The following is an 18,091-nucleotide window of genomic DNA, read 5'->3' as shown; positions in this document are numbered from 1 at the left end:
CCATGGAACTCACGGACGTTCAGAACGACCTGACCGAGATTCTGATCACCGAGGAGCAGATCCGCTCCCGCATCGCCGAGCTGGCACGGGAGGTGGAGCGGGACTACGCCGGAAAGGACGTCCTGCTGATCGGCGTGCTGAAGGGCGCCGTCATGGTCATGGCCGACCTGTCGCGTGAGCTGCGCATCCCCGTCACGATGGACTGGATGGCCGTCAGCTCCTACGGCAGCGGGACGCAGTCGAGCGGCGTCGTACGCATCCTCAAAGACCTCGACACCGACCTCAGCGGCAAGACCGTGCTCATCGTCGAGGACATCATCGACTCGGGCCTCACGCTCTCCTGGCTGCTGTCGAACCTGCGCAGCCGCGGGCCGGAGTCGATCGAGATCTTCACCCTGCTGCGCAAGCCCGAGGCGGCGCGGGTCGAGATCGACGTCAAGTACGTCGGATTCGACATCCCCAACCAGTTCGTCGTCGGCTACGGTCTGGACTACGACGAGCGGTACCGGACGCTCCGCGGAGTGGGCATCCTCGCCCCTGCCGTCTACAGCTAGACCGGCCCCACCCGCGTGGAGAGTGCCCAGAGCGAACACGCAGGCGGCCCACAGCGCCCAGGCGGTACTGTGGTCGCACCATGAACGTCAAGAAGATCTTCCGCGGCCCGATCCTGTATGTCGTGCTCGCGATCATCGTGGTCTGGATCGGTTCCAGCCTGATCACGATGTCGGGATTCAAGAGTGTCTCCACCCAGAAGGGCATGGAGTACCTCGCCCAGGACAAGGTGTCGAGCGCGAAGATCGTCGACGGTGAGAACCGTGTCGACCTGACCCTGAAGCAGCCGGACGGCAACCTCGGCGACCAGGTGCAGTTCTACTACGTCACCCCGCGCGGCCAGGACGTCGTGAAGGCGGTCGACGACGCGAACCTGCCCAAGGGCTACGACGACGAGGTGCCGCAGCCGAACTGGTTCGTCAACATCCTCGGCTTCCTCATCCCGGCGCTGCTGATCGGCGTGTTCTTCTGGATCATGATCTCCGGCATGCAGGGCGGCGGCAACAAGGTCATGCAGTTCGGCAAGTCGCGGGCGAAGCTCGTCACCAAGGAGACGCCGAAGGTCACCTTCGACGACGTCGCCGGGTCCGACGAGGCCATCGAGGAGCTGCAGGAGATCAAGGACTTCCTGAAGGAGCCGGCCAAGTTCCAGGCGGTCGGCGCCCGCATCCCGAAGGGCGTGCTGCTGTACGGCCCTCCCGGTACCGGCAAGACCCTGCTGGCCCGCGCTGTCGCGGGCGAGGCGGGCGTGCCCTTCTACTCGATCTCGGGTTCCGACTTCGTCGAGATGTTCGTCGGTGTCGGTGCGAGCCGTGTCCGTGACCTGTTCCAGCAGGCCAAGGAAAACTCGCCTGCCATCATCTTCATCGACGAGATCGACGCGGTCGGCCGTCACCGTGGCGCCGGGCTCGGCGGCGGGCACGACGAGCGCGAGCAGACGCTGAACCAGCTCCTCGTGGAGATGGACGGCTTCGACCCGAAGACCAACGTCATCCTGATCGCGGCGACGAACCGTCCCGACATCCTCGACCCCGCGCTGCTGCGTCCTGGCCGCTTCGACCGTCAGATCGGTGTGGATGCGCCCGACATGCTCGGCCGCAAGAAGATCCTCGAGGTGCACGGCCGCGGCAAGCCGCTCGCGGGCTCCGTCGACCTCGAAGTTCTGGCACGCAAGACGCCGGGCTTCACCGGTGCCGACCTGGCGAACGTCCTCAACGAGGCCGCCCTGCTGACCGCACGCTCCAACGCCCAGCTGATCGACAACCGCGCCCTCGACGAGGCCGTGGACCGCGTCATCGCCGGCCCGCAGAAGCGCACCAGGGTCATGAAGGACCAGGAGAAGCTGATCACGGCGTACCACGAGGGCGGCCACGCTCTCGCGGCAGCCGCGATGCGGCACACCGACCCGGTGACCAAGATCACGATCCTGCCGCGCGGACGCGCCCTCGGCTACACGATGGTGCTGCCGCTGGAGGACAAGTACTCGATCACCCGTAACGAGCTGCTCGACCAGCTCGCCTACGCCATGGGCGGTCGTGTCGCGGAGGAGATCGTCTTCCACGACCCGACGACCGGTGCCTCGAACGACATCGAGAAGGCGACCTCCATCGCCCGCAAGATGGTCACCGAGTACGGCATGAGCGCCGACATCGGCTCGGTCAAGCTCGGTCAGGCCAACGGCGAGATGTTCCTCGGCCGCGACATGGGCCACCAGCGCGACTACTCGGAGCGGATCGCCGAGCGGGTCGACGCGGAGGTGCGCGGTCTCATCGAGAAGGCACACGACGAGGCGTGGGAGGTGCTCAACGAGAACCGCGCGATCCTGGATCGCCTGGCCGCATCCCTGCTGGAGCACGAGACCCTCGATCACAACCAGATCGCCGAGATCTTCGCTGACGTGAAGAAGCTGCCGGAGCGCCCGCAGTGGCTCTCCAGCGACAAGCGTCCGATCTCGGACGTCCCGCCCATCCCGTTCCCGAAGGCTCCGATCGACGCGGGTGCTGTCGACGGCGGCGTCGACTCCGAGCCGCCGGCGGCGAAGCCGAAGCGCGCGCCCGCCATCAAGCCGCGGCCGGCGACCGCCTAAGGCCGTCGCGGGCATGACCGGCATCGATCGTCCGCGCATCGAAGCGGCCGTCGCCGAGATCCTCGCCGCCATCGGCGAGGATCCGTCGCGTCCGGGCCTGGAGAGAACGCCGTCGCGTGTGGCGGACGCGTACGCCGAGTTCTTCGACGGAATCGGTCGTGACGCCGCCGCCGAACTCGGCGCTCCGGTCCCGCTCGAGGAGGGCAGGCGGGCCGAGACGGTGCTGATGCGCGACATCGAGTTCCGCTCGGTGTGCGAGCACCACCTGCTGCCCTTCGTGGGCGTCGCCCACGTCGCGTACCTGCCGGGGGACACCGTGGTCGGCCTTGGCCGCATCCCCAAGGTCATCGAGACACTCGCCGCGCGCCCGCAGATCCAGGAACGGCTCACCGAGCAGATCGCGGACACCCTCGAGCGCGGTGCGGACGCCCGCGGCGTACTCGTCGTGCTGGACGCCGCCCACACCTGCGTGACCACCCGCGGTGCCCGCCAGACCGGCAGCACGACGGTGACGGTCGCCGCTCGCGGCGCCTACACCGACCCCACAGTGCGGGCCGAACTGATGGCCCTGATCGGACGCGGCGGCGAGTGACGCTCATCATGGGCGTCCTCAACGTGACGCCGGATTCATTCAGCGACGGCGGCCTCTGGCTCGAGCCCGAAGCCGCCATCGCCCACGGCCTGGAGCTTGTCGCGCAGGGCGCCGACGTGGTCGATGTGGGCGGCGAATCCACTCGCCCTGGGGCCAGCCAGGTCGAACCTGCCGAGGAGCAGAGCCGCGTCGTCCCGGTCATCCGGGAGTTGGCGGCACGGGGGGTTTCGGTCAGCGTCGACACGCTGAACGCGGACACCGCCCGCGCGGCAGTGGAGGCCGGCGCCGTGATCGTCAACGACGTCTCCGGCGGCCTGGCGGACGAACGGATGCCCGAGGTGCTGCTCGAGACCGGTGCGCAGTACGTCGTCATGCACTGGCGAGGCCGACTCGACGCGGCGGACTCGAAAGCGGTCTACCGCAACACCGTCGCCGAGGTGCGGTCCGAGCTGTCCGCGCGCGTGACCGACCTGTTGAACCGCGGCGTCGATCCGGCGAAGCTCATCCTCGATCCCGGGCTCGGCTTCTCCAAGAACGCGCACCACAACTGGCAGGTGCTTGGCGGGCTGCACGACATCGAGACGCTGGGCTACCCCGTCCTGATCGGCGCCTCGCGCAAGCGGTTCCTCGGCGCCCTGCTGCCGGAGGGTGCGCCCGCCGAGGACCGCGACGCGCCCACGGCCGTGATCTCGGCGCTCGCTGCACAGGCCGGGGCATGGGCCGTCCGCGTGCACGACGTGCCGTCGACGCGGATCGCCCTCGACGTGGTGCGGGCATGGCAAGCTGGACGCGATGAGTAGCATCCAGTCGCGGCCGGCCGATTCGATCGTGCTGACCGGCCTGCGCGTTCAGGCGAACCATGGCGTGTTCGACTTCGAGCGCGCCGAGGGGCAGGAGTTCGTCGTCGATGTGACGGCCTGGCTAGACCTCTCCCTGGCGGCGTCCGGCGACGACCTGACGGCCACCGTGCACTATGGCGAGCTGGCCGAGGAGGTCGTCGCGGCCGTCGAGCGCGACCCGGTCGACCTGATCGAGACGGTCGCCGAGCGGGTGGCCGCAACCGTGCTCGCGCATGAGCCGGTGGATGCGGTCGAGGTCACCATCCACAAGCCGCAGGCACCCATCAGCGTCCCGTTCGGCGATGTCGCCGTGCGCATCACCCGGAGTCGGCCGTGAACGCCGCGCCGCTCGGGAAGCCGGTCCGCATGCGGGTCGGCGAGCACGCCGTGCTGGCGCTGGGGAGCAACCTCGGCGACCGGGCAGGCACCATCCAGGCCGCAGTGGATGCGCTGCGCGCCGAGCCCGGGATCGACGTGCGCGCCGTCTCCCCACTGTACGAGACGCCGGCCCTGAGGCCGGAGGGCATCGACGAGGAGGCGCCGGCGTACGTGAACGCCGTCGCCCTCGTGCACACGCTCCTGGAGCCGTTGGCCCTGCTGGGCGTCGCCAACGCGGTCGAGGACCGCCTGGGCCGGGTCCGCGAGGAGCACTGGGGCGACCGTACGATCGACATCGACGTCGTCGACTACGGCGGGATCGTCTCGGACGACGACCCACGGATCGTTCTTCCGCACCCGCGCGCCCACGAGCGGGCGTTCGTGCTGGTGCCGTGGGCCGCCGTCGACCCGGACGCGCAGCTGCCGGGCTACGGTGCGGTGGCCGACCTCGCGGCGCGCGCGACCGATCCGGTCCGGCTGTGGGAGGACCGCTCGTGAAGCGCACGCGGGCAAGCTCGCTCATCGGCTTAGGGGTCGCGGGACTTGTCGTCGGCTTCCTCGCCGAACTGGCGTTCGCGGGGATGGGGCTTGCCGTCTTCATCCCGCCGCTCACGCTCCCGATCACGCTTGTGGCCGTCGCGATCATCGTCATCGCGTTCGCCGTGCCGATCCGCCGCGCGGTCCGCGGTCGTAGCGTCCGCCGCATCGACCCGTTCCAGGCGACGCGCATCGTGGTGCTGGCCAAGGCGTGCGCGCTGAGCGGCGCACTGCTCACCGGCATCGGCGTAGGCGTTGGCGCGTACCTGCTCTCGCGCGACGTGCTCCCGGCCGGGAACGCCATCCTCCTCACAGCGGTCGCGACGGCTGCTTCGGTGATCCTGCTGATCGCCGGGCTCGTGGCCGAGCTGTTCTGCACGCTGCCCCCGGGCGACGACGACGAGCGTACGGAGAGCGTCCATGCCGGAACGGATTGACCTGACCGTCGGCGAGTGGCGCCGCGTCTCGCCGAAGTACGTGCTGGTCGTCATCGCCAGCACGGTGATCACCGGGCTGCTGCTCTCTGGCGCATCCGTCTTCCTGTGGCTGGTCGGTGGGTGGGCCTTCGGCTGGGTCGCCCTCGCCGTCGTGGTGATCATCTCGATCGTGGCGCTCATCATCGCCCCGCGTCGCGCGCGTTCGATCGGGTATCGTCTGCGCGACGACGACCTGCTGTTCCGCCGCGGGATCATGTTCCAGCGGTTCGTCTCCGTGCCGTACGGGCGCATGCAGCTGATCGACATCAACCGCGGCCCGGTAAGCCGGATGCTCGGGCTCGCCGACCTGAAGTTCGTCACGGCCGCCGCATCCACCGGTGTCATGGTGCCCGGACTCCCGGAGCCGGAGGCGGCGGAGCTGCGCGATCGGCTCGTCGAATTGGCGGAGAGCAGACGGGCGGGGCTGTGACCAGGCCGGACGGCCGTGCGCCGGCGGGTCCGCCGCTCACCCGGGCGGAGCGGGCGGCCGAGCGCTACACCGACGGCGAGTGGCATCGGCTCCACCCGGCGACGCCCTTGCTGCGTGGCGGCATCGTCTTCATCGCGATCTTCGGGTTCGTGCTGTCGAATCTGCGCGAGAGGCTCATCGGCTTCTTCGTCGGCACGCCGCAGTACGCCGGCGACCCGCTCGACGCCATCTACGATCACGGCTGGGAGGGCTGGGCGCTGCTCGGCGTCGCCGTCATCCTCCTGCTCTGCTTCGGCGCCTTTTACCTGTCGTGGCGGATGCACAGCTTCCGGATCACGGGCGACGCGGTCGAGGTGCGCAGCGGCATCCTGTTCCGGACGCAGCGCAAGGCCCGGCTCGACCGCATCCAGGGCATCAATGTCGTCCGACCGGTGATCGCGCGGATCTTCGGCGCGGCCAAGCTGGATGTGTCGGTCGCCGGGCACGACGCGAACGTGCAGCTCGCGTACCTCGGGTCGTCGCTGGCCGACGGCCTGCGCGGGGACGTGCTGCGGCTGGCGTCGGGGGTCCGGGCGGCGGAGGCGGAGGCGGCGGCCGAGCAGTCGTCGGCGGCGCCCGGCGAGGTGTCGGGACAGGCGGCTTCCCGCACGGCGGTCGTGGGCGACCTCGTCGGCCGCCGGGTGAACGAGTTCCTCGCCCCCGAGCTCGATCCGAACGCCGCGCCGCCGGAGTCCGTCGTGAAGATCCCGCCGCTGCGCCTGCTCGGGTCGCTGCTCCTCAGCGGGTTCACCGTGTTTGTCGTGATCGTCGTCGCTGTGCTCATCTGGGGCGCGACGAGCGGAGCGATGTGGCTGCTCATCGTGGTGCTGCCGGGCCTCATCGGGTCGGCGAGCTTCTACATCAACCGCTTCACCAAGTCGCTGCGGTACTCCATCGCGGGCACAGCGGACGGCGTGCGCGTCGGCTTCGGCCTCCTGAGCACGAGCAACGAGACGCTTCCGCCGGGTCGGATCCACGCCGTCGAGGTGCTGCAGCCGCTGCTGTGGAGGCCCTTCGGCTGGTGGCAGATCCGCATCGACACCGCCGGTCACTCCCGCGAGAAGGGCGCGGCCGGTCAGCCCAACACGACCATGCTGCCGGTCGGCGACGCCACCGACGTCTCGCGCGTCCTGTCCCTGGTCCTCCCTGGCTTCGTGACGGAGGAGCACCGCGAGATCATCGAGGCCGGGATGGTGTCGCGCGGTCGCGACCTGTTCACCGGCAGCCCGCGCCGCGCGGCGTGGATCCGGCCGCTGTCCTGGCAGCGCACGGGCTACCGCCTGGTCGACGACGCCATCCTGCTGCGACGCGGACTCATCTGGCGCAGTCTCGCGATCGTGCCGCTCGCGCGACTGCAGAGCCTCGAACTGCAGCAGGGGCCACTGGATGCGGCTCTCGCGCTCGCCGAGGCACGCTTCCACACCGTCTCCGGCCCGGTGCGGCCACGCCTGGCGGCGATCGACGCGCCGAATGGCGTCCGGTTGTTCGAGGAGGTCTCCGCCCGTGCGGTGGCGGCGGCGGACGCCGACCGCAGTCACCGCTGGGGGCGGATCGCTCCGGATGAGCCACACACCGCGCCGGCTGCATCCCGAACCTCAGTGGATGCGCCGATCCCACTCGACGCGCCCCGAACCGAGGAGTCCTGATGCAGCCGTCCGCCCGTCCGCCGTCGCAGCGATCCGGACGACTGGGGCTCGGCATCGTCGGCGCCGGCCGGGTCGGCCCCGTGCTGGGCCTGGCGCTCGCCGGAGCCGGCCATGCGATCGTCGGCGTCTCGGCCGTCTCCGAGCCCAGCCGGGAGCGGGCGGAGGGGATGCTGCCCGGCGTGCCCATCCTCGACGTGCCGACCGTGGTGGAGCGCAGCGAACTGGTCATCCTCGCCGTGCCCGACGCCGAGCTGCCGGGCCTCGTCGCGGGGCTCGCTGCGACCGGCACCTGGCAGCCCGGGCAGATCGTGCTGCACACGGCGCCCGGGTTCGGGATCGACGTGCTGCAGCCTGCCGCCGCGGCCGGCGCCATCCCGCTGGCCGTGCATCCCGCGCTCGAGTTCACCGGGACGAGCCTCGACCTCGCCCGGCTCGGCGAGAGCTACTTCGCCGTGACCGCGCCCGCCGCCGTCCTCCCGATCGCGCAGGCGCTGGTCGTGGAGATGGGAGGCGAGCCGGTGGTCGTGGCGGAGGCAGACCGCGCCGCCTACGCGGAGGCCATCGCCACGGCCACCTCATTCTCGCGGTCGATCGTCGAGCAGTCGACGGGACTCCTGCACACCATCGGCGTGGAGAATCCCGGCTCCTTCTTGAGCTCGCTGATCCGTTCGGCGGTCGACAACGCCCTCACCCGGGCGGGGGCTCCCACCCGGCTCGACCTGGATGCTGTGATCGACGCGCTGCAGGCCGATGGCGCGGACGGGACGGGACAGGGCAACCCGGGCGACCCGGGCGATCCCGGCGACGACGGACGCGGCTGGTTCCTCCGCGGCGAGTAGCCTGGTTCGGGCCGGACGACACCGGCTGAAGGGACGCGCATGCCAGAGATCATCACCACCATCGCCGAGCTGAGGGCGCGGGTCGCCGACGCGCGCCGTCTCGCGCGCCAGGACGGCCCGGCGGACGCCCCGACCGGACGCGTGGTGCTGGTGCCGACGATGGGCGCTCTGCACGAGGGGCACCTGCGGCTGGTGTCGCAGGCGCGCGACCTCGGGGGCGTCGTGGTGGTCTCGATCTTCGTGAACCCGCTGCAGTTCGGGCCGGGCGAGGATCTCGACCGCTACCCGCGCACGCTGGAGGCCGATGCGGTGGCTCTGGAGGGACTGGCGGACATCGTCTTCGCGCCCTCCGCTGCCGAGATGTACCCGTACGGCCCCTCCCAGACGCGGGTGACCGCGGGCGAGTCCGGGACACGGTTCGAGGGCGCCTCCCGCCCGGGGCATTTCGACGGGGTGCTCACCGTCGTCAGCAAGCTCTTCAACATCGTGCAACCCGATGTCGCGGTCTTCGGCCAGAAGGACGCGCAGCAGGTGCACGTGATCGGCCGGATGGTCGACGACCTGAATCTGCCGGTCGCGATCGCCGTTGTGGACACGGTCCGCGAGACGGATGGGCTGGCCCTGTCGAGCCGCAATCGGTACCTCGCCGACGACGACCGGCTCGCGGCCGTGACGCTCTCCCAGGCGCTCGCCGCGGGCGCCGACTCGGCAGAAGGCGGCGTGGAAGCCGTGCTTGCGGCCGCCCGGGCGCGCATCCAGGCCGAGCCAGCGGTTAAGCTGGACTATCTCGCGATCGTCGACCCGGAAACCTTCCGCGAAGCGTCGCCTGACCACCACGGTCCCGCCCTGATGCTGATCGCCGCCCGCGTCGGAACGACCCGGCTGATCGACAACCAGCGCCTCACGACGTGACCGCGGAGCACCGCCCGCCTTCAATCAAGGAAAAGACAGCGATGACCGACGCGCAGACCACCGCGGCCGCCCCCGGAGCCGACCAGCTCCGCGAGGGCGAGATCACCGACGACGAGATCAGCGAGCAGAAGGCGGTCCGGCTCGGGAAGCGCGAGCGACTGCTGGCCGAGGCGGAGGGTCCGGGCGGCGGCGCGTACCCCGTCGAGGTGCCCGTGACCAGCACGATCCCGGCGGTTCGCGCGAAGTGGGAGCAGTTGCAGGCCGACGAGCGCTCCGGCGAGGTCGTCGGCATCGCCGGCCGCGTCGTGCACCTGCGGAACACCGGCAAGCTCTGCTTCGCCGTGCTGCAGGCGGGCGACGGGTCGCGCATCCAGGTCATGGTGTCCCTCGGCGAGGTCGGCGAGGAGTCGCTGGCGGCATGGAAGGAACTGGTCGACCTCGGCGACCACGTCTTCGTCTCGGGCGAGGTCATCTCCAGCCGCCGTGGCGAGCTGTCGGTCATGGCGCAGGAGTGGCGGATCGCCGCGAAGGCCCTGCTGCCCCTCCCGAACCTGCACAGCGAGCTGAGCGAGGAGACGCGCGTCCGCGCCCGCTACCTCGACCTGATCGCCCGCGACCAGGCGCGCAAGACCGTGGTCGACCGCGCCAAGGCCGTGGCAAGCCTGCGCCGGACCTTCACCGAGCGCGACTTCCTCGAGGTCGAGACGCCCATGCTGCAGGTCATCCACGGTGGGGCGTCGGCCCGGCCGTTCGTGACCCACTCGAACGCCTTCGACACCGAGCTGTTCCTGCGCATCGCTCCCGAGCTGTACCTGAAGCGTGCGGTGGTCGGCGGCATCGACCGCGTCTTCGAGATCAACCGCAACTTCCGCAACGAGGGCGCCGACTCCACGCACTCTCCGGAGTTCGCCATGCTGGAGGCCTACCAGGCGTACGGCGACTACAACTCCATCGCCGACCTCACCCAGACCCTGATCCAGGATGCGGCGGTCGCCGTCTCGGGATCGCACGTCGTGACCTGGGCCGACGGCACCGAGTACGACCTGGGCGGGCAGTGGGACCGCATCCGGATGTACGACAGCCTCTCCGACGCCATCGGCGAGCAGATCACGCCGGAGACCCCGATCGAGCGTCTGCGTGAGCTCGCAGCCCTCGCCGGCATCGAGATCGAGCACCCGCTCCCCGGCAAGTACGTCGAAGAGCTGTGGGAGCACTACGTCAAGACCGACCTGGTGCGCCCCACCTTCGTCATGGACTTCCCGGTCGACACCAGCCCGCTGGTGCGCGCACACCGCTCGCGTGATGGCGTCGTCGAGAAGTGGGACCTCTACACACGCGGCTTCGAGCTGGCGACCGGCTACTCCGAGCTCGTCGACCCGGTCGTGCAGCGCGAGCGGTTCGTCGAGCAGGCGAAGCTCGCGGCCGCCGGCGACAACGAGGCGATGCGGCTCGACGAGGAGTTCCTGCGGGCGCTCGAGTTCGGGATGCCACCGACCGGCGGTATGGGCATGGGCATCGACCGGCTGCTGATGGCTCTGACCGGCCTCGGCATCCGCGAGACCATCCTCTTCCCGCTGGTGAAGTAGCCTCCCAGGGCGCGGCAGTACGATGGAGGCGTTATGAACGACGTCATCAGCGGTATCGTCTGGGCCCTCGCCCCGACCGTCCTGGTCGGGCTGCTGTTCTGGGCGATCATGCGCTCGATCGTGCGGGCCGACCGCAACGAGCGCAAGGCGTACAACCGCCTGGAGGCGCAGGAGCGCGCGCGCCGGGGCCTCGCGCCCAAGGCCTGACCCGCTACGGTATCTCCGGGGGACGCGTCCGCGTCCCCGACTGCTGACGGACGGGTGCGTGCATGGAGACGGGTTTCTGGGTCTCCCTCTCCATCGTTCTCGCCCTGCTCGTCGATTTCGTCATCCGCGTTCTCGCGATCATCTTCGTCCCGCGCAACCGCAAGCCCACGTCGGCGACCGCCTGGCTGCTGGCGATCTTCCTCATCCCGTACATCGGCATCCTCTTCTTCCTGCTCATCGGCAGTTACAAGCTGCCGAAGCGCCGCAGGGAGAAGCAGGAGGAGATCAACCGCTTCATCATCGAGAGCACCGAGGGCATCGAGCGGGTGCGCCGTGATCACCCGTGGCCGCCATGGCTGGAAGGCGTCGTCGAGCTCAACCGGAAGCTTGGCGCGATGCCACTCGTCGGTGGCAACAAGGCGACGCTGAACGGCGACTACCAGGGCTCACTCGACTCGATGGCGGAAGAGATCCGCAAAGCACGACGCTACGTGCACGTCGAGTTCTACATCCTGACGCTCGATCACACCACGGCGCCGCTGTTCGACGCGCTCGAAGGCGCGGTGAAGCGCGGCGTGACCGTGCGCGTCCTACTCGACCACATCGCGTCCCTCCGCACCCCCGACTACAAGCGCACCCTGCGGCGGCTGACTGCCATGGGAGCGAAGTGGCACCTGATGCTGCCCGTGCAGCCCTTCAAGGGCAAGTACCAGCGGCCCGACCTCCGCAACCACCGCAAGCTGCTGGTGGTCGACGGGCGCGTCGCGTTCATGGGCTCGCAGAACATCATCGACCGCAGCTACAACAAGAAGTCGAACATCCGGCGCGGGCTCAAATGGAAGGAGCTCATCGTCCGGCTCGAAGGCCCGATCGTCGCCGGTCTGAACGCGATCTTCATCACCGACTGGTACAGCGAGACAGACGAGCTCCTCCGCCGCGAGACGGAGCCGATCACCGACGACATCGACGACAACCAGCTGGATGCGCAGGTCGTGCCGTCCGGCCCCGGGTTCGCCGGCGAGAACAACCTCCGGCTCTTCCTCGCCCTGCTCTACTACGCGCAGGAGCGCATCGTGATCACTTCGCCCTACTTCGTGCCGGACGAGTCGATGCTGATGGCGATTACCTCCGCGGTGCAGCGCGGGATCAAGGTCGACCTCTTCGTCTCCGAGATCGGCGACCAGGCGCTCGTCTACCACGCGCAGCGCTCCTACTACGAGGCCCTGCTGCGGGCGGGCGTCCGGATCTGGATGTACAAATCGCCGTACATCCTGCACGCCAAGCACTTCACGATCGACGACGACGTCGCCGTGATCGGGTCGAGCAACATGGACATGCGCTCCTTCCAGCTCAACATGGAGGTCTCGCTGATGGTGCGCGGCCGCCCCTTCGTCGAGGAGATGCGGAAAGTCGAGGACGGCTACCGCCAGGACAGTCGCGAGCTGACCCTCGACGAGTGGATGAAGCAGCCGCTCCGTTCGACGGTGCTCGACAACATAGCGCGGCTGACCTCCGCGCTGCAGTAGGGCTGACCGCGCAGCGATAGTCGCGGGGCCGCAGGGCGCGCACGCTTGGGCGGAGAGCGGCCGCATGTCCTCAATAGGCCATGACAAATACAAACGAAGTATTCTGCATGGCTATGACTGCCGGCCTACCTGGGATCACATCCGCAAAACGAATTCGGGTGACGGTAGGAGTAGTCCGGGCGTGCTGGGTGACGGTCCGAAAGCTCGCCATCGCGCTCACAATCACCACCGCAGTGCTGGCGGGATCTAGCGGATGTTCGTTGATAGGAGACACGTTGCAGCAGAAGACGACCACAAAACAGAACCTGGAAAACCAGAAGTACGTGGCTTTCCGATTCATCAAGTTTCAGCCTGACGTGGAAGTGATCACCTTCACCCAAGAGGGAAGTATCGACGGGTCAGGTGAATGGGCGGTCAACGCCGTCGTCACAATCGGGGGCAAGGAATACAAGCAGATCCTTGGAATGAGCGTCGGTGGAGGCGATCCGTTGCCAGACACCCCAGCGACGCACGCGCCAGCGCCGGTGACAGTGAACTACAGCGACGGCACGATGGAGGTCCTCGGATGACCACCGCCGAAGACTATGAGACCATCGCCAATTTCGTGTACAAGGTCGACCCGATGATGCGGAAGCCCCCTGTGAATGTCAAAGAGAGGTTCTACACAGACTACGACCAGACCAAGCAGCAGTGGGAAGTCGTCGAAGTGTCCCCGAACGCGGGGAATGGGTTCCAGGCGATGGCGGTGGCTCCGGTGGCGAACAACCTGGTGGACCTGTCGCATATCGAGATCGCGTATGCGGGAACGAACTTCACCGATGGCCATGATGTTGCCGCGGATGTGGGCGTGTTTTTGGCGACGCAGTCGGCGCAGTTGGAAGCGGCGATGAGGTTCGCTGAGAAGGTGGAACGTAAGCATCCTGGGTCGATGTTCTCGACGGTGGGTCACTCGACCTGGAGGACGCCCAGCAGCAGTCCGTCGCGACCGCGCGACGGCGGATCGAGGACGCGGAGGAGTATCTGAACCACTACCGGTTGCAGATCAGCCGGATACAGGAAACCTTCCACCAACATGCCACCTACCGCGACATCGTCACCGAACCCGCCATCCAGGCCGGCCTTCGAAACGTCTCCGAAGAAGCTGACGAGAACACCCGCACCGCATCCCAGGCGATCGCCGACCTCGGAGACGACCTCGCCGCCATGCGCGCCCGGCACGTCGAGGAACGCGAAGACTTCCTGGCCGAGCAGCGTCAGATGTAGTGCGGCTGGTCAATCGCGGGGGCGCAGCCGCACGCTCGGGAGCTCGGGGGCGGGGAGCGGCATCCCGTCGTAGCCCTCGACGGTGCCGAACCGGCCGTCCGGGTCCGCTCCGGCGATGACCTCGCCCTGCCAGTCGGCGCGGAACGAGACGATGTCGTCGTGGCTGCGGCCGATGAAGTTCCACCACATGACGATCTGCTCGCCCAGCGGTTCGCCGCCGAGGAGGACGATGCGGGCCGCGGTCTCGGCGTGCAGCCGGATGCTCGTGCGACCGGGGGAGAGGTAGGCGAGGTGCGCGAGGGGCACGTCGACCGCGTCGATGGTCAGCTCGCCCGCATCCACGAGGACACCGTGCTCGAAGGACGGGTCGAGCGGCACCTCGATCGTCTCACCCGCCGGAATGAGCAGCTCGGCGCCGACCAGCGGCGAGAAGACGGTCGCGGTAGTGCCACTTCGGGCGAGAGAACCGACGAAGGTGCGAACGGTCGCCCCGCCGATGCTGCCCTGCACGGGCGTGTGGTGCTCGAAGAACGGGGCGACATCCCGGGATGCGGAGGGCAGCGCCACCCACAGCTGGACGCCGTGCAGACGGTTGGTCTCCGGCGTGGACACCTCCGAGTGGCTGATGCCGCGCCCGGCCGTCATCAGGTTGAGTTCGCCCGGGCGCACCAGTGCGTGACTCCCGACGCTGTCGCGGTGGTCGATCTCGCCCTCGAAGAGCCAGCTGACGGTCTGCAGGCCGGTGTGCGGATGGGGCGGGACGCGCATCCCACCCGTCGCCGACACGTCGTCCGGGCCGTAGTGGTCGATGAAGCACCAGCCGCCGATCAAGGAGCGACGCCGTTGCGGAAGCGTGCGGCGCACGGTCATGGCGCGCGGGCCGCCGAGTGGCACATCCCGTGGCTCGAGGATTTCCACGCGCGCGTCGGTGAGCACCGCGGACTCCGCCACCAGCTCGGCCGGGTCGCGCTCCACGTTGCTCATAGCGGCATCCTAAGCGTCGGCCAGACCGCTCGGAGCAGCGCTTCCTAGAATGGTGGCCGTGCCCCGTACCGCCGCCCGACTCCTGACCACCGTCGCCGCTCTCGCAGCCGCCGCGACGCTCGCCGGCTGCACCTCCGCACCCGGCCGGCCCCTCGAGGACTATGCGGGCGAGCCGAAGGGCGTCGAGGCGCCCGCGAGCAGTGCGGGCGGCGCCTCGTGGGTGGCCTGGCTCGAAGACGGCGCGAAGGTCGCGATCGTGCTCTACGGCAGCTCCTCGTGCCCGCCGAAGGTCGCGAACATCTCCGCGACCGCCTCCGACACGATCACGGCGACCCTCGCACCGGCTCCCGGTGGGATCTGCACCCGCGACTACGTGCCGCACACGACGGTCTTCACCACGCCCGAGCGCATCGGGAAGGCGGGCGAGGTGACGGTCGTCCTGCCCGACTCGACGCTCACGCTGCCCGCCCGCCAGGGCTGAGCGAACACAATCCGCAACGTCTGCTGAGACCTGTCACGCCCACGGCGAACAGGGCCACGCGAGACGGGGAGCGGTGGTTACTCTCTTTGTATCGACGCCGAACCTGCAACGGTGTCGTAAGAGGAGTAGACATGTTCGAGAGATTCACCGACCGCGCCCGCCGTGTCGTCGTCCTGGCCCAGGAAGAGGCCAAGATGCTCAACCACAACTACATCGGGACGGAGCACATCCTGCTCGGCCTGATCCACGAGGGCGAGGGTGTGGCCGCGAAGGCGCTCGAGTCCCTCGGCATCTCCCTGGACGCCGTCCGCGAGCAGGTCCAGGACATCATCGGCCAGGGCCAGCAGCAGCCGACCGGGCACATCCCGTTCACGCCGCGCGCCAAGAAGGTGCTCGAGCTGAGCCTCCGCGAGGCCCTCCAGCTCGGCCACAACTACATCGGCACCGAGCACATCCTGCTCGGCCTGATCCGCGAGGGCGAGGGCGTCGCCGCCCAGGTCCTCGTCAAGCTGGGCGCCGACCTCAACCGCGTCCGCCAGCAGGTCATCCAGCTCCTCTCCGGCTACCAGGGCAAGGAGCAGGTCCAGGTGGGCGGCAACGATCAGACCACCGCGCAGGCCGGTAGCCAGATCCTCGACCAGTTCGGCCGAAACCTCACGCAGGCCGCGCGCGACAACAAGCTCGACCCGGTGATCGGGCGCGAGAAGGAGATCGAGCGCGTCATGCAGATCCTGTCGCGCCGCTCCAAGAACAACCCGGTCCTGATCGGTGAGCCCGGCGTCGGAAAGACCGCCGTCGTCGAGGGACTCGCCCAGGCGATCGTCCGCGGTGACGTGCCCGAGACGCTGAAGGACAAGCAGCTCTACACGCTCGACCTCGGTTCGCTCATCGCCGGTTCCCGCTACCGCGGCGACTTCGAGGAGCGCCTGAAGAAGGTCACCAAGGAGATCCGCACCCGCGGCGACATCATCACCTTCATCGACGAGATCCACACCCTCGTCGGCGCGGGTGCCGCCGAGGGCGCGATCGACGCGGCCAGCATCCTGAAGCCGCTGCTCGCCCGCGGTGAGCTGCAGACCATCGGTGCGACCACCCTCGACGAGTACCGCAAGCACTTCGAGAAGGATGCCGCGCTCGAGCGCAGGTTCCAGCCCATCCAGGTGGCCGAGCCGTCGCTGCCCCACGCGATCAACATCCTGAAGGGTCTGCGCGACCGCTACGAGGCGCACCACAAGGTGTCGATCACCGACGGTGCGATCGTCGCAGCGGCGAACCTCGCCGACCGCTACATCCAGGACCGCTTCCTCCCGGACAAGGCCATCGACCTGATCGACGAGGCCGGCGCACGCCTCCGCCTGTCGATCCTGTCCGCCCCGCCGGAGCTGCGCGAGTTCGACGACAAGATCGCCGCCGTCCGCTCCCAGAAGGAGGGCGCGATCGAGGACCAGGACTTCGAGAAGGCCGCCAGCCTCCGCGACGAGGAGAAGAACCTCCTCGGCGAGCGGCTCCGCCTCGAGAAGCAGTGGCGTTCGGGTGAGGTCAAGACCACGGCAGAGGTCGACGAGGGCCTCATCGCCGAGGTGCTGGCCCAGGCGACCGGCATCCCGGTCTTCAAGCTCACCGAAGAGGAGTCCGCGCGACTCGTCTACATGGAGAAGGCGCTGCACCAGCGCGTCATCGGTCAGGAGGAGGCCATCTCGGCTCTCTCCAAGACCATCCGGCGCACCCGTGCGGGCCTCAAGGACCCGAAGCGTCCCTCCGGCTCGTTCATCTTCGCCGGCCCCACCGGTGTCGGTAAGACCGAGCTCGCGAAGGCGCTCGCCGAGTTCCTGTTCGACGACGAGTCGGCGATGATCTCGCTCGACATGTCGGAGTACGGCGAGAAGCACACCGTCTCCCGCCTGTTCGGTGCCCCTCCCGGGTTCGTCGGCTTCGAAGAGGGCGGCCAGCTCACCGAGAAGGTCCGCCGCAAGCCGTTCAGCGTCGTGCTGTTCGACGAGATCGAGAAGGCGCACCCGGACATCTTCAACTCGCTCCTCCAGATCCTGGAAGAGGGACGTCTGACGGATGGTCAGGGTCGCGTGGTTGACTTCAAGAACACGGTGATCATCATGACCACCAACCTCGGCACGAAGGACATCTCGGGCGGCCCCGTCGGGTTCGTCATCGAGGGTGACTCGCAGACCGGCTACGACCGGATGCGCGGCAAGGTGTACGAGGAGCTGAAAAAGAACTTCAAGCCCGAGTTCCTGAACCGTGTCGACGAGATCATCGTCTTCCCGCAGCTGGACAAGGCCGAGCTCCTGCAGATCGTCGACCTGTTCATCAAGCGCCTGTCGACCCGTCTGCTCGACCGCGACATGACCATCGAGCTGACCGTCCCGGCCAAGGAGCGGCTGATCGAGGTCGGGTTCGACCCGACACTCGGCGCCCGTCCGCTCCGCCGCGCGGTGCAGCACGAGATCGAGGACCGGCTGAGCGAGCGGATCCTGCACGGCGAGCTCAACTCGGGCGACCACGTCCACGTCGACTTCGCCGACGGCGAGTTCGTCTTCACGACGAGCGCGCGCAAGGAGCCGATCGGAGCGGGCATCAACGCGACCGCCGCCATCGGCACCGGCCCGGCGACGCCGGACCTCGCCGCGAACGACTGACACTCGGTTTCACCGTTTCACCGTTTCACCGTCAGGGCCGGTCTCTTCGGAGGCCGGCCCTTTC

General features: G+C 68.7%; 20 protein-coding genes. 19 read left to right on the top strand and 1 reads right to left on the bottom strand.

The genetic code is table 11. The features are described from left to right. The first annotated feature begins 2 nt into the window (after nucleotides 1–2). The 17 genes from hpt to AB7E03_RS09780 all read left to right on the top strand — a co-directional run bounded on the left by hpt (nucleotide 3) and on the right by AB7E03_RS09780 (nucleotide 13,908). Nucleotides 3–554 carry a hypoxanthine phosphoribosyltransferase gene (gene hpt / locus AB7E03_RS09860; protein ID WP_489941239.1) on the top strand — a complete coding sequence of 184 codons (552 nt, stop codon included), beginning with the start codon at nucleotides 3–5 and terminating at the stop codon, nucleotides 552–554. 80 nt (nucleotides 555–634) lie between these two features. Then, nucleotides 635–2,638, top strand: a complete 2,004-nt coding sequence (ftsH, locus tag AB7E03_RS09855) for an ATP-dependent zinc metalloprotease FtsH (protein ID WP_489941238.1) — start codon at nucleotides 635–637, stop codon at nucleotides 2,636–2,638. 13 nt (nucleotides 2,639–2,651) lie between these two features. Next, on the top strand, nucleotides 2,652–3,230 hold the full coding sequence (folE, locus tag AB7E03_RS09850; protein WP_489941237.1) for a GTP cyclohydrolase I FolE: 579 nt from the start codon (nucleotides 2,652–2,654) through the stop codon (nucleotides 3,228–3,230). Next, complete coding sequence (folP, locus tag AB7E03_RS09845) at nucleotides 3,227–4,030, top strand: dihydropteroate synthase (protein WP_489941236.1); 804 nt, start codon at nucleotides 3,227–3,229, stop codon at nucleotides 4,028–4,030. Before folE ends, folP begins: the two co-directional genes overlap by 4 nt. Further along, the gene (folB, locus tag AB7E03_RS09840; RefSeq protein WP_489941235.1) at nucleotides 4,023–4,406 is read left to right on the top strand and encodes a dihydroneopterin aldolase; all 384 of its coding nucleotides are present in this window, start codon (nucleotides 4,023–4,025) and stop codon (nucleotides 4,404–4,406) included. The genes folP and folB overlap by 8 nt, the downstream gene beginning before the upstream one ends. Continuing rightward, entirely contained in the window at nucleotides 4,403–4,945 is a 543-nt protein-coding gene (gene folK, locus AB7E03_RS09835) for a 2-amino-4-hydroxy-6-hydroxymethyldihydropteridine diphosphokinase (protein ID WP_489941234.1), read from the top strand. Before folB ends, folK begins: the two co-directional genes overlap by 4 nt. Next, nucleotides 4,942–5,421 carry a DUF3180 domain-containing protein gene (locus AB7E03_RS09830; RefSeq protein WP_441781081.1) on the top strand — a complete coding sequence of 160 codons (480 nt, stop codon included), beginning with the start codon at nucleotides 4,942–4,944 and terminating at the stop codon, nucleotides 5,419–5,421. The genes folK and AB7E03_RS09830 overlap by 4 nt, the downstream gene beginning before the upstream one ends. Beyond that, the gene (locus tag AB7E03_RS09825; protein ID WP_489941233.1) at nucleotides 5,405–5,890 is read left to right on the top strand and encodes a PH domain-containing protein; all 486 of its coding nucleotides are present in this window, start codon (nucleotides 5,405–5,407) and stop codon (nucleotides 5,888–5,890) included. The genes AB7E03_RS09830 and AB7E03_RS09825 overlap by 17 nt, the downstream gene beginning before the upstream one ends. Then, a complete protein-coding gene (locus AB7E03_RS09820) occupies nucleotides 5,887–7,575 on the top strand; it encodes a PH domain-containing protein (RefSeq protein ID WP_489941232.1) in 1,689 nt (562 codons plus the stop codon). Before AB7E03_RS09825 ends, AB7E03_RS09820 begins: the two co-directional genes overlap by 4 nt. Further along, nucleotides 7,575–8,414 (top strand): Rossmann-like and DUF2520 domain-containing protein, encoded by an 840-nt coding sequence (locus tag AB7E03_RS09815; protein ID WP_489941231.1) that lies wholly within the window; start codon nucleotides 7,575–7,577, stop codon nucleotides 8,412–8,414. Before AB7E03_RS09820 ends, AB7E03_RS09815 begins: the two co-directional genes overlap by 1 nt. 39 nt (nucleotides 8,415–8,453) lie before the next feature. After that, nucleotides 8,454–9,326, top strand: a complete 873-nt coding sequence (gene panC / locus AB7E03_RS09810; RefSeq protein ID WP_489941230.1) for a pantoate--beta-alanine ligase — start codon at nucleotides 8,454–8,456, stop codon at nucleotides 9,324–9,326. A gap of 41 nt (nucleotides 9,327–9,367) precedes the next feature. Next, entirely contained in the window at nucleotides 9,368–10,912 is a 1,545-nt protein-coding gene (gene lysS / locus AB7E03_RS09805; protein WP_489941229.1) for a lysine--tRNA ligase, read from the top strand. A 33-nt stretch (nucleotides 10,913–10,945) separates the two neighbouring features. Beyond that, complete coding sequence (locus AB7E03_RS09800) at nucleotides 10,946–11,119, top strand: hypothetical protein (RefSeq protein ID WP_441781087.1); 174 nt, start codon at nucleotides 10,946–10,948, stop codon at nucleotides 11,117–11,119. A 62-nt stretch (nucleotides 11,120–11,181) separates the two neighbouring features. Continuing rightward, nucleotides 11,182–12,645: a cardiolipin synthase gene (gene cls / locus AB7E03_RS09795; protein ID WP_489941228.1), complete on the top strand. Its 1,464-nt coding sequence runs from the start codon at nucleotides 11,182–11,184 to the stop codon at nucleotides 12,643–12,645. Nucleotides 12,646–12,920: 275 nt separating this feature from the next. After that, nucleotides 12,921–13,214 carry a hypothetical protein gene (locus AB7E03_RS09790; protein WP_489941227.1) on the top strand — a complete coding sequence of 98 codons (294 nt, stop codon included), beginning with the start codon at nucleotides 12,921–12,923 and terminating at the stop codon, nucleotides 13,212–13,214. Continuing rightward, entirely contained in the window at nucleotides 13,211–13,669 is a 459-nt protein-coding gene (locus AB7E03_RS09785; protein ID WP_489941226.1) for a hypothetical protein, read from the top strand. The genes AB7E03_RS09790 and AB7E03_RS09785 overlap by 4 nt, the downstream gene beginning before the upstream one ends. 11 nt (nucleotides 13,670–13,680) lie before the next feature. After that, the gene (locus AB7E03_RS09780) at nucleotides 13,681–13,908 is read left to right on the top strand and encodes a hypothetical protein (protein WP_489941225.1); all 228 of its coding nucleotides are present in this window, start codon (nucleotides 13,681–13,683) and stop codon (nucleotides 13,906–13,908) included. 9 nt (nucleotides 13,909–13,917) lie between these two features. On the opposite strand, the gene AB7E03_RS09775 is transcribed toward AB7E03_RS09780, so the two are convergent. Then, entirely contained in the window at nucleotides 13,918–14,892 is a 975-nt protein-coding gene (locus tag AB7E03_RS09775) for a pirin family protein (protein ID WP_489941224.1), read from the bottom strand. A 49-nt stretch (nucleotides 14,893–14,941) separates the two neighbouring features. Here AB7E03_RS09775 and AB7E03_RS09770 point away from each other — a divergent pair, with 49 nt between their 5' ends. Further along, nucleotides 14,942–15,373, top strand: coding sequence for a hypothetical protein (locus tag AB7E03_RS09770; RefSeq protein ID WP_489941223.1), 432 nt, complete (start codon nucleotides 14,942–14,944; stop codon nucleotides 15,371–15,373). 131 nt (nucleotides 15,374–15,504) lie between these two features. Further along, nucleotides 15,505–18,027, top strand: coding sequence for an ATP-dependent Clp protease ATP-binding subunit (locus AB7E03_RS09765; protein WP_489941222.1), 2,523 nt, complete (start codon nucleotides 15,505–15,507; stop codon nucleotides 18,025–18,027). Nucleotides 18,028–18,091: the final 64 nt, after the last annotated feature.

The sequence above is a fragment of the Leifsonia sp. RCC_180 genome (assembly GCF_058138205.1).
The sequence above is the reverse complement of the archived record's forward strand: the minus strand, read 5'-3'. Positions and strand labels throughout refer to the sequence as shown.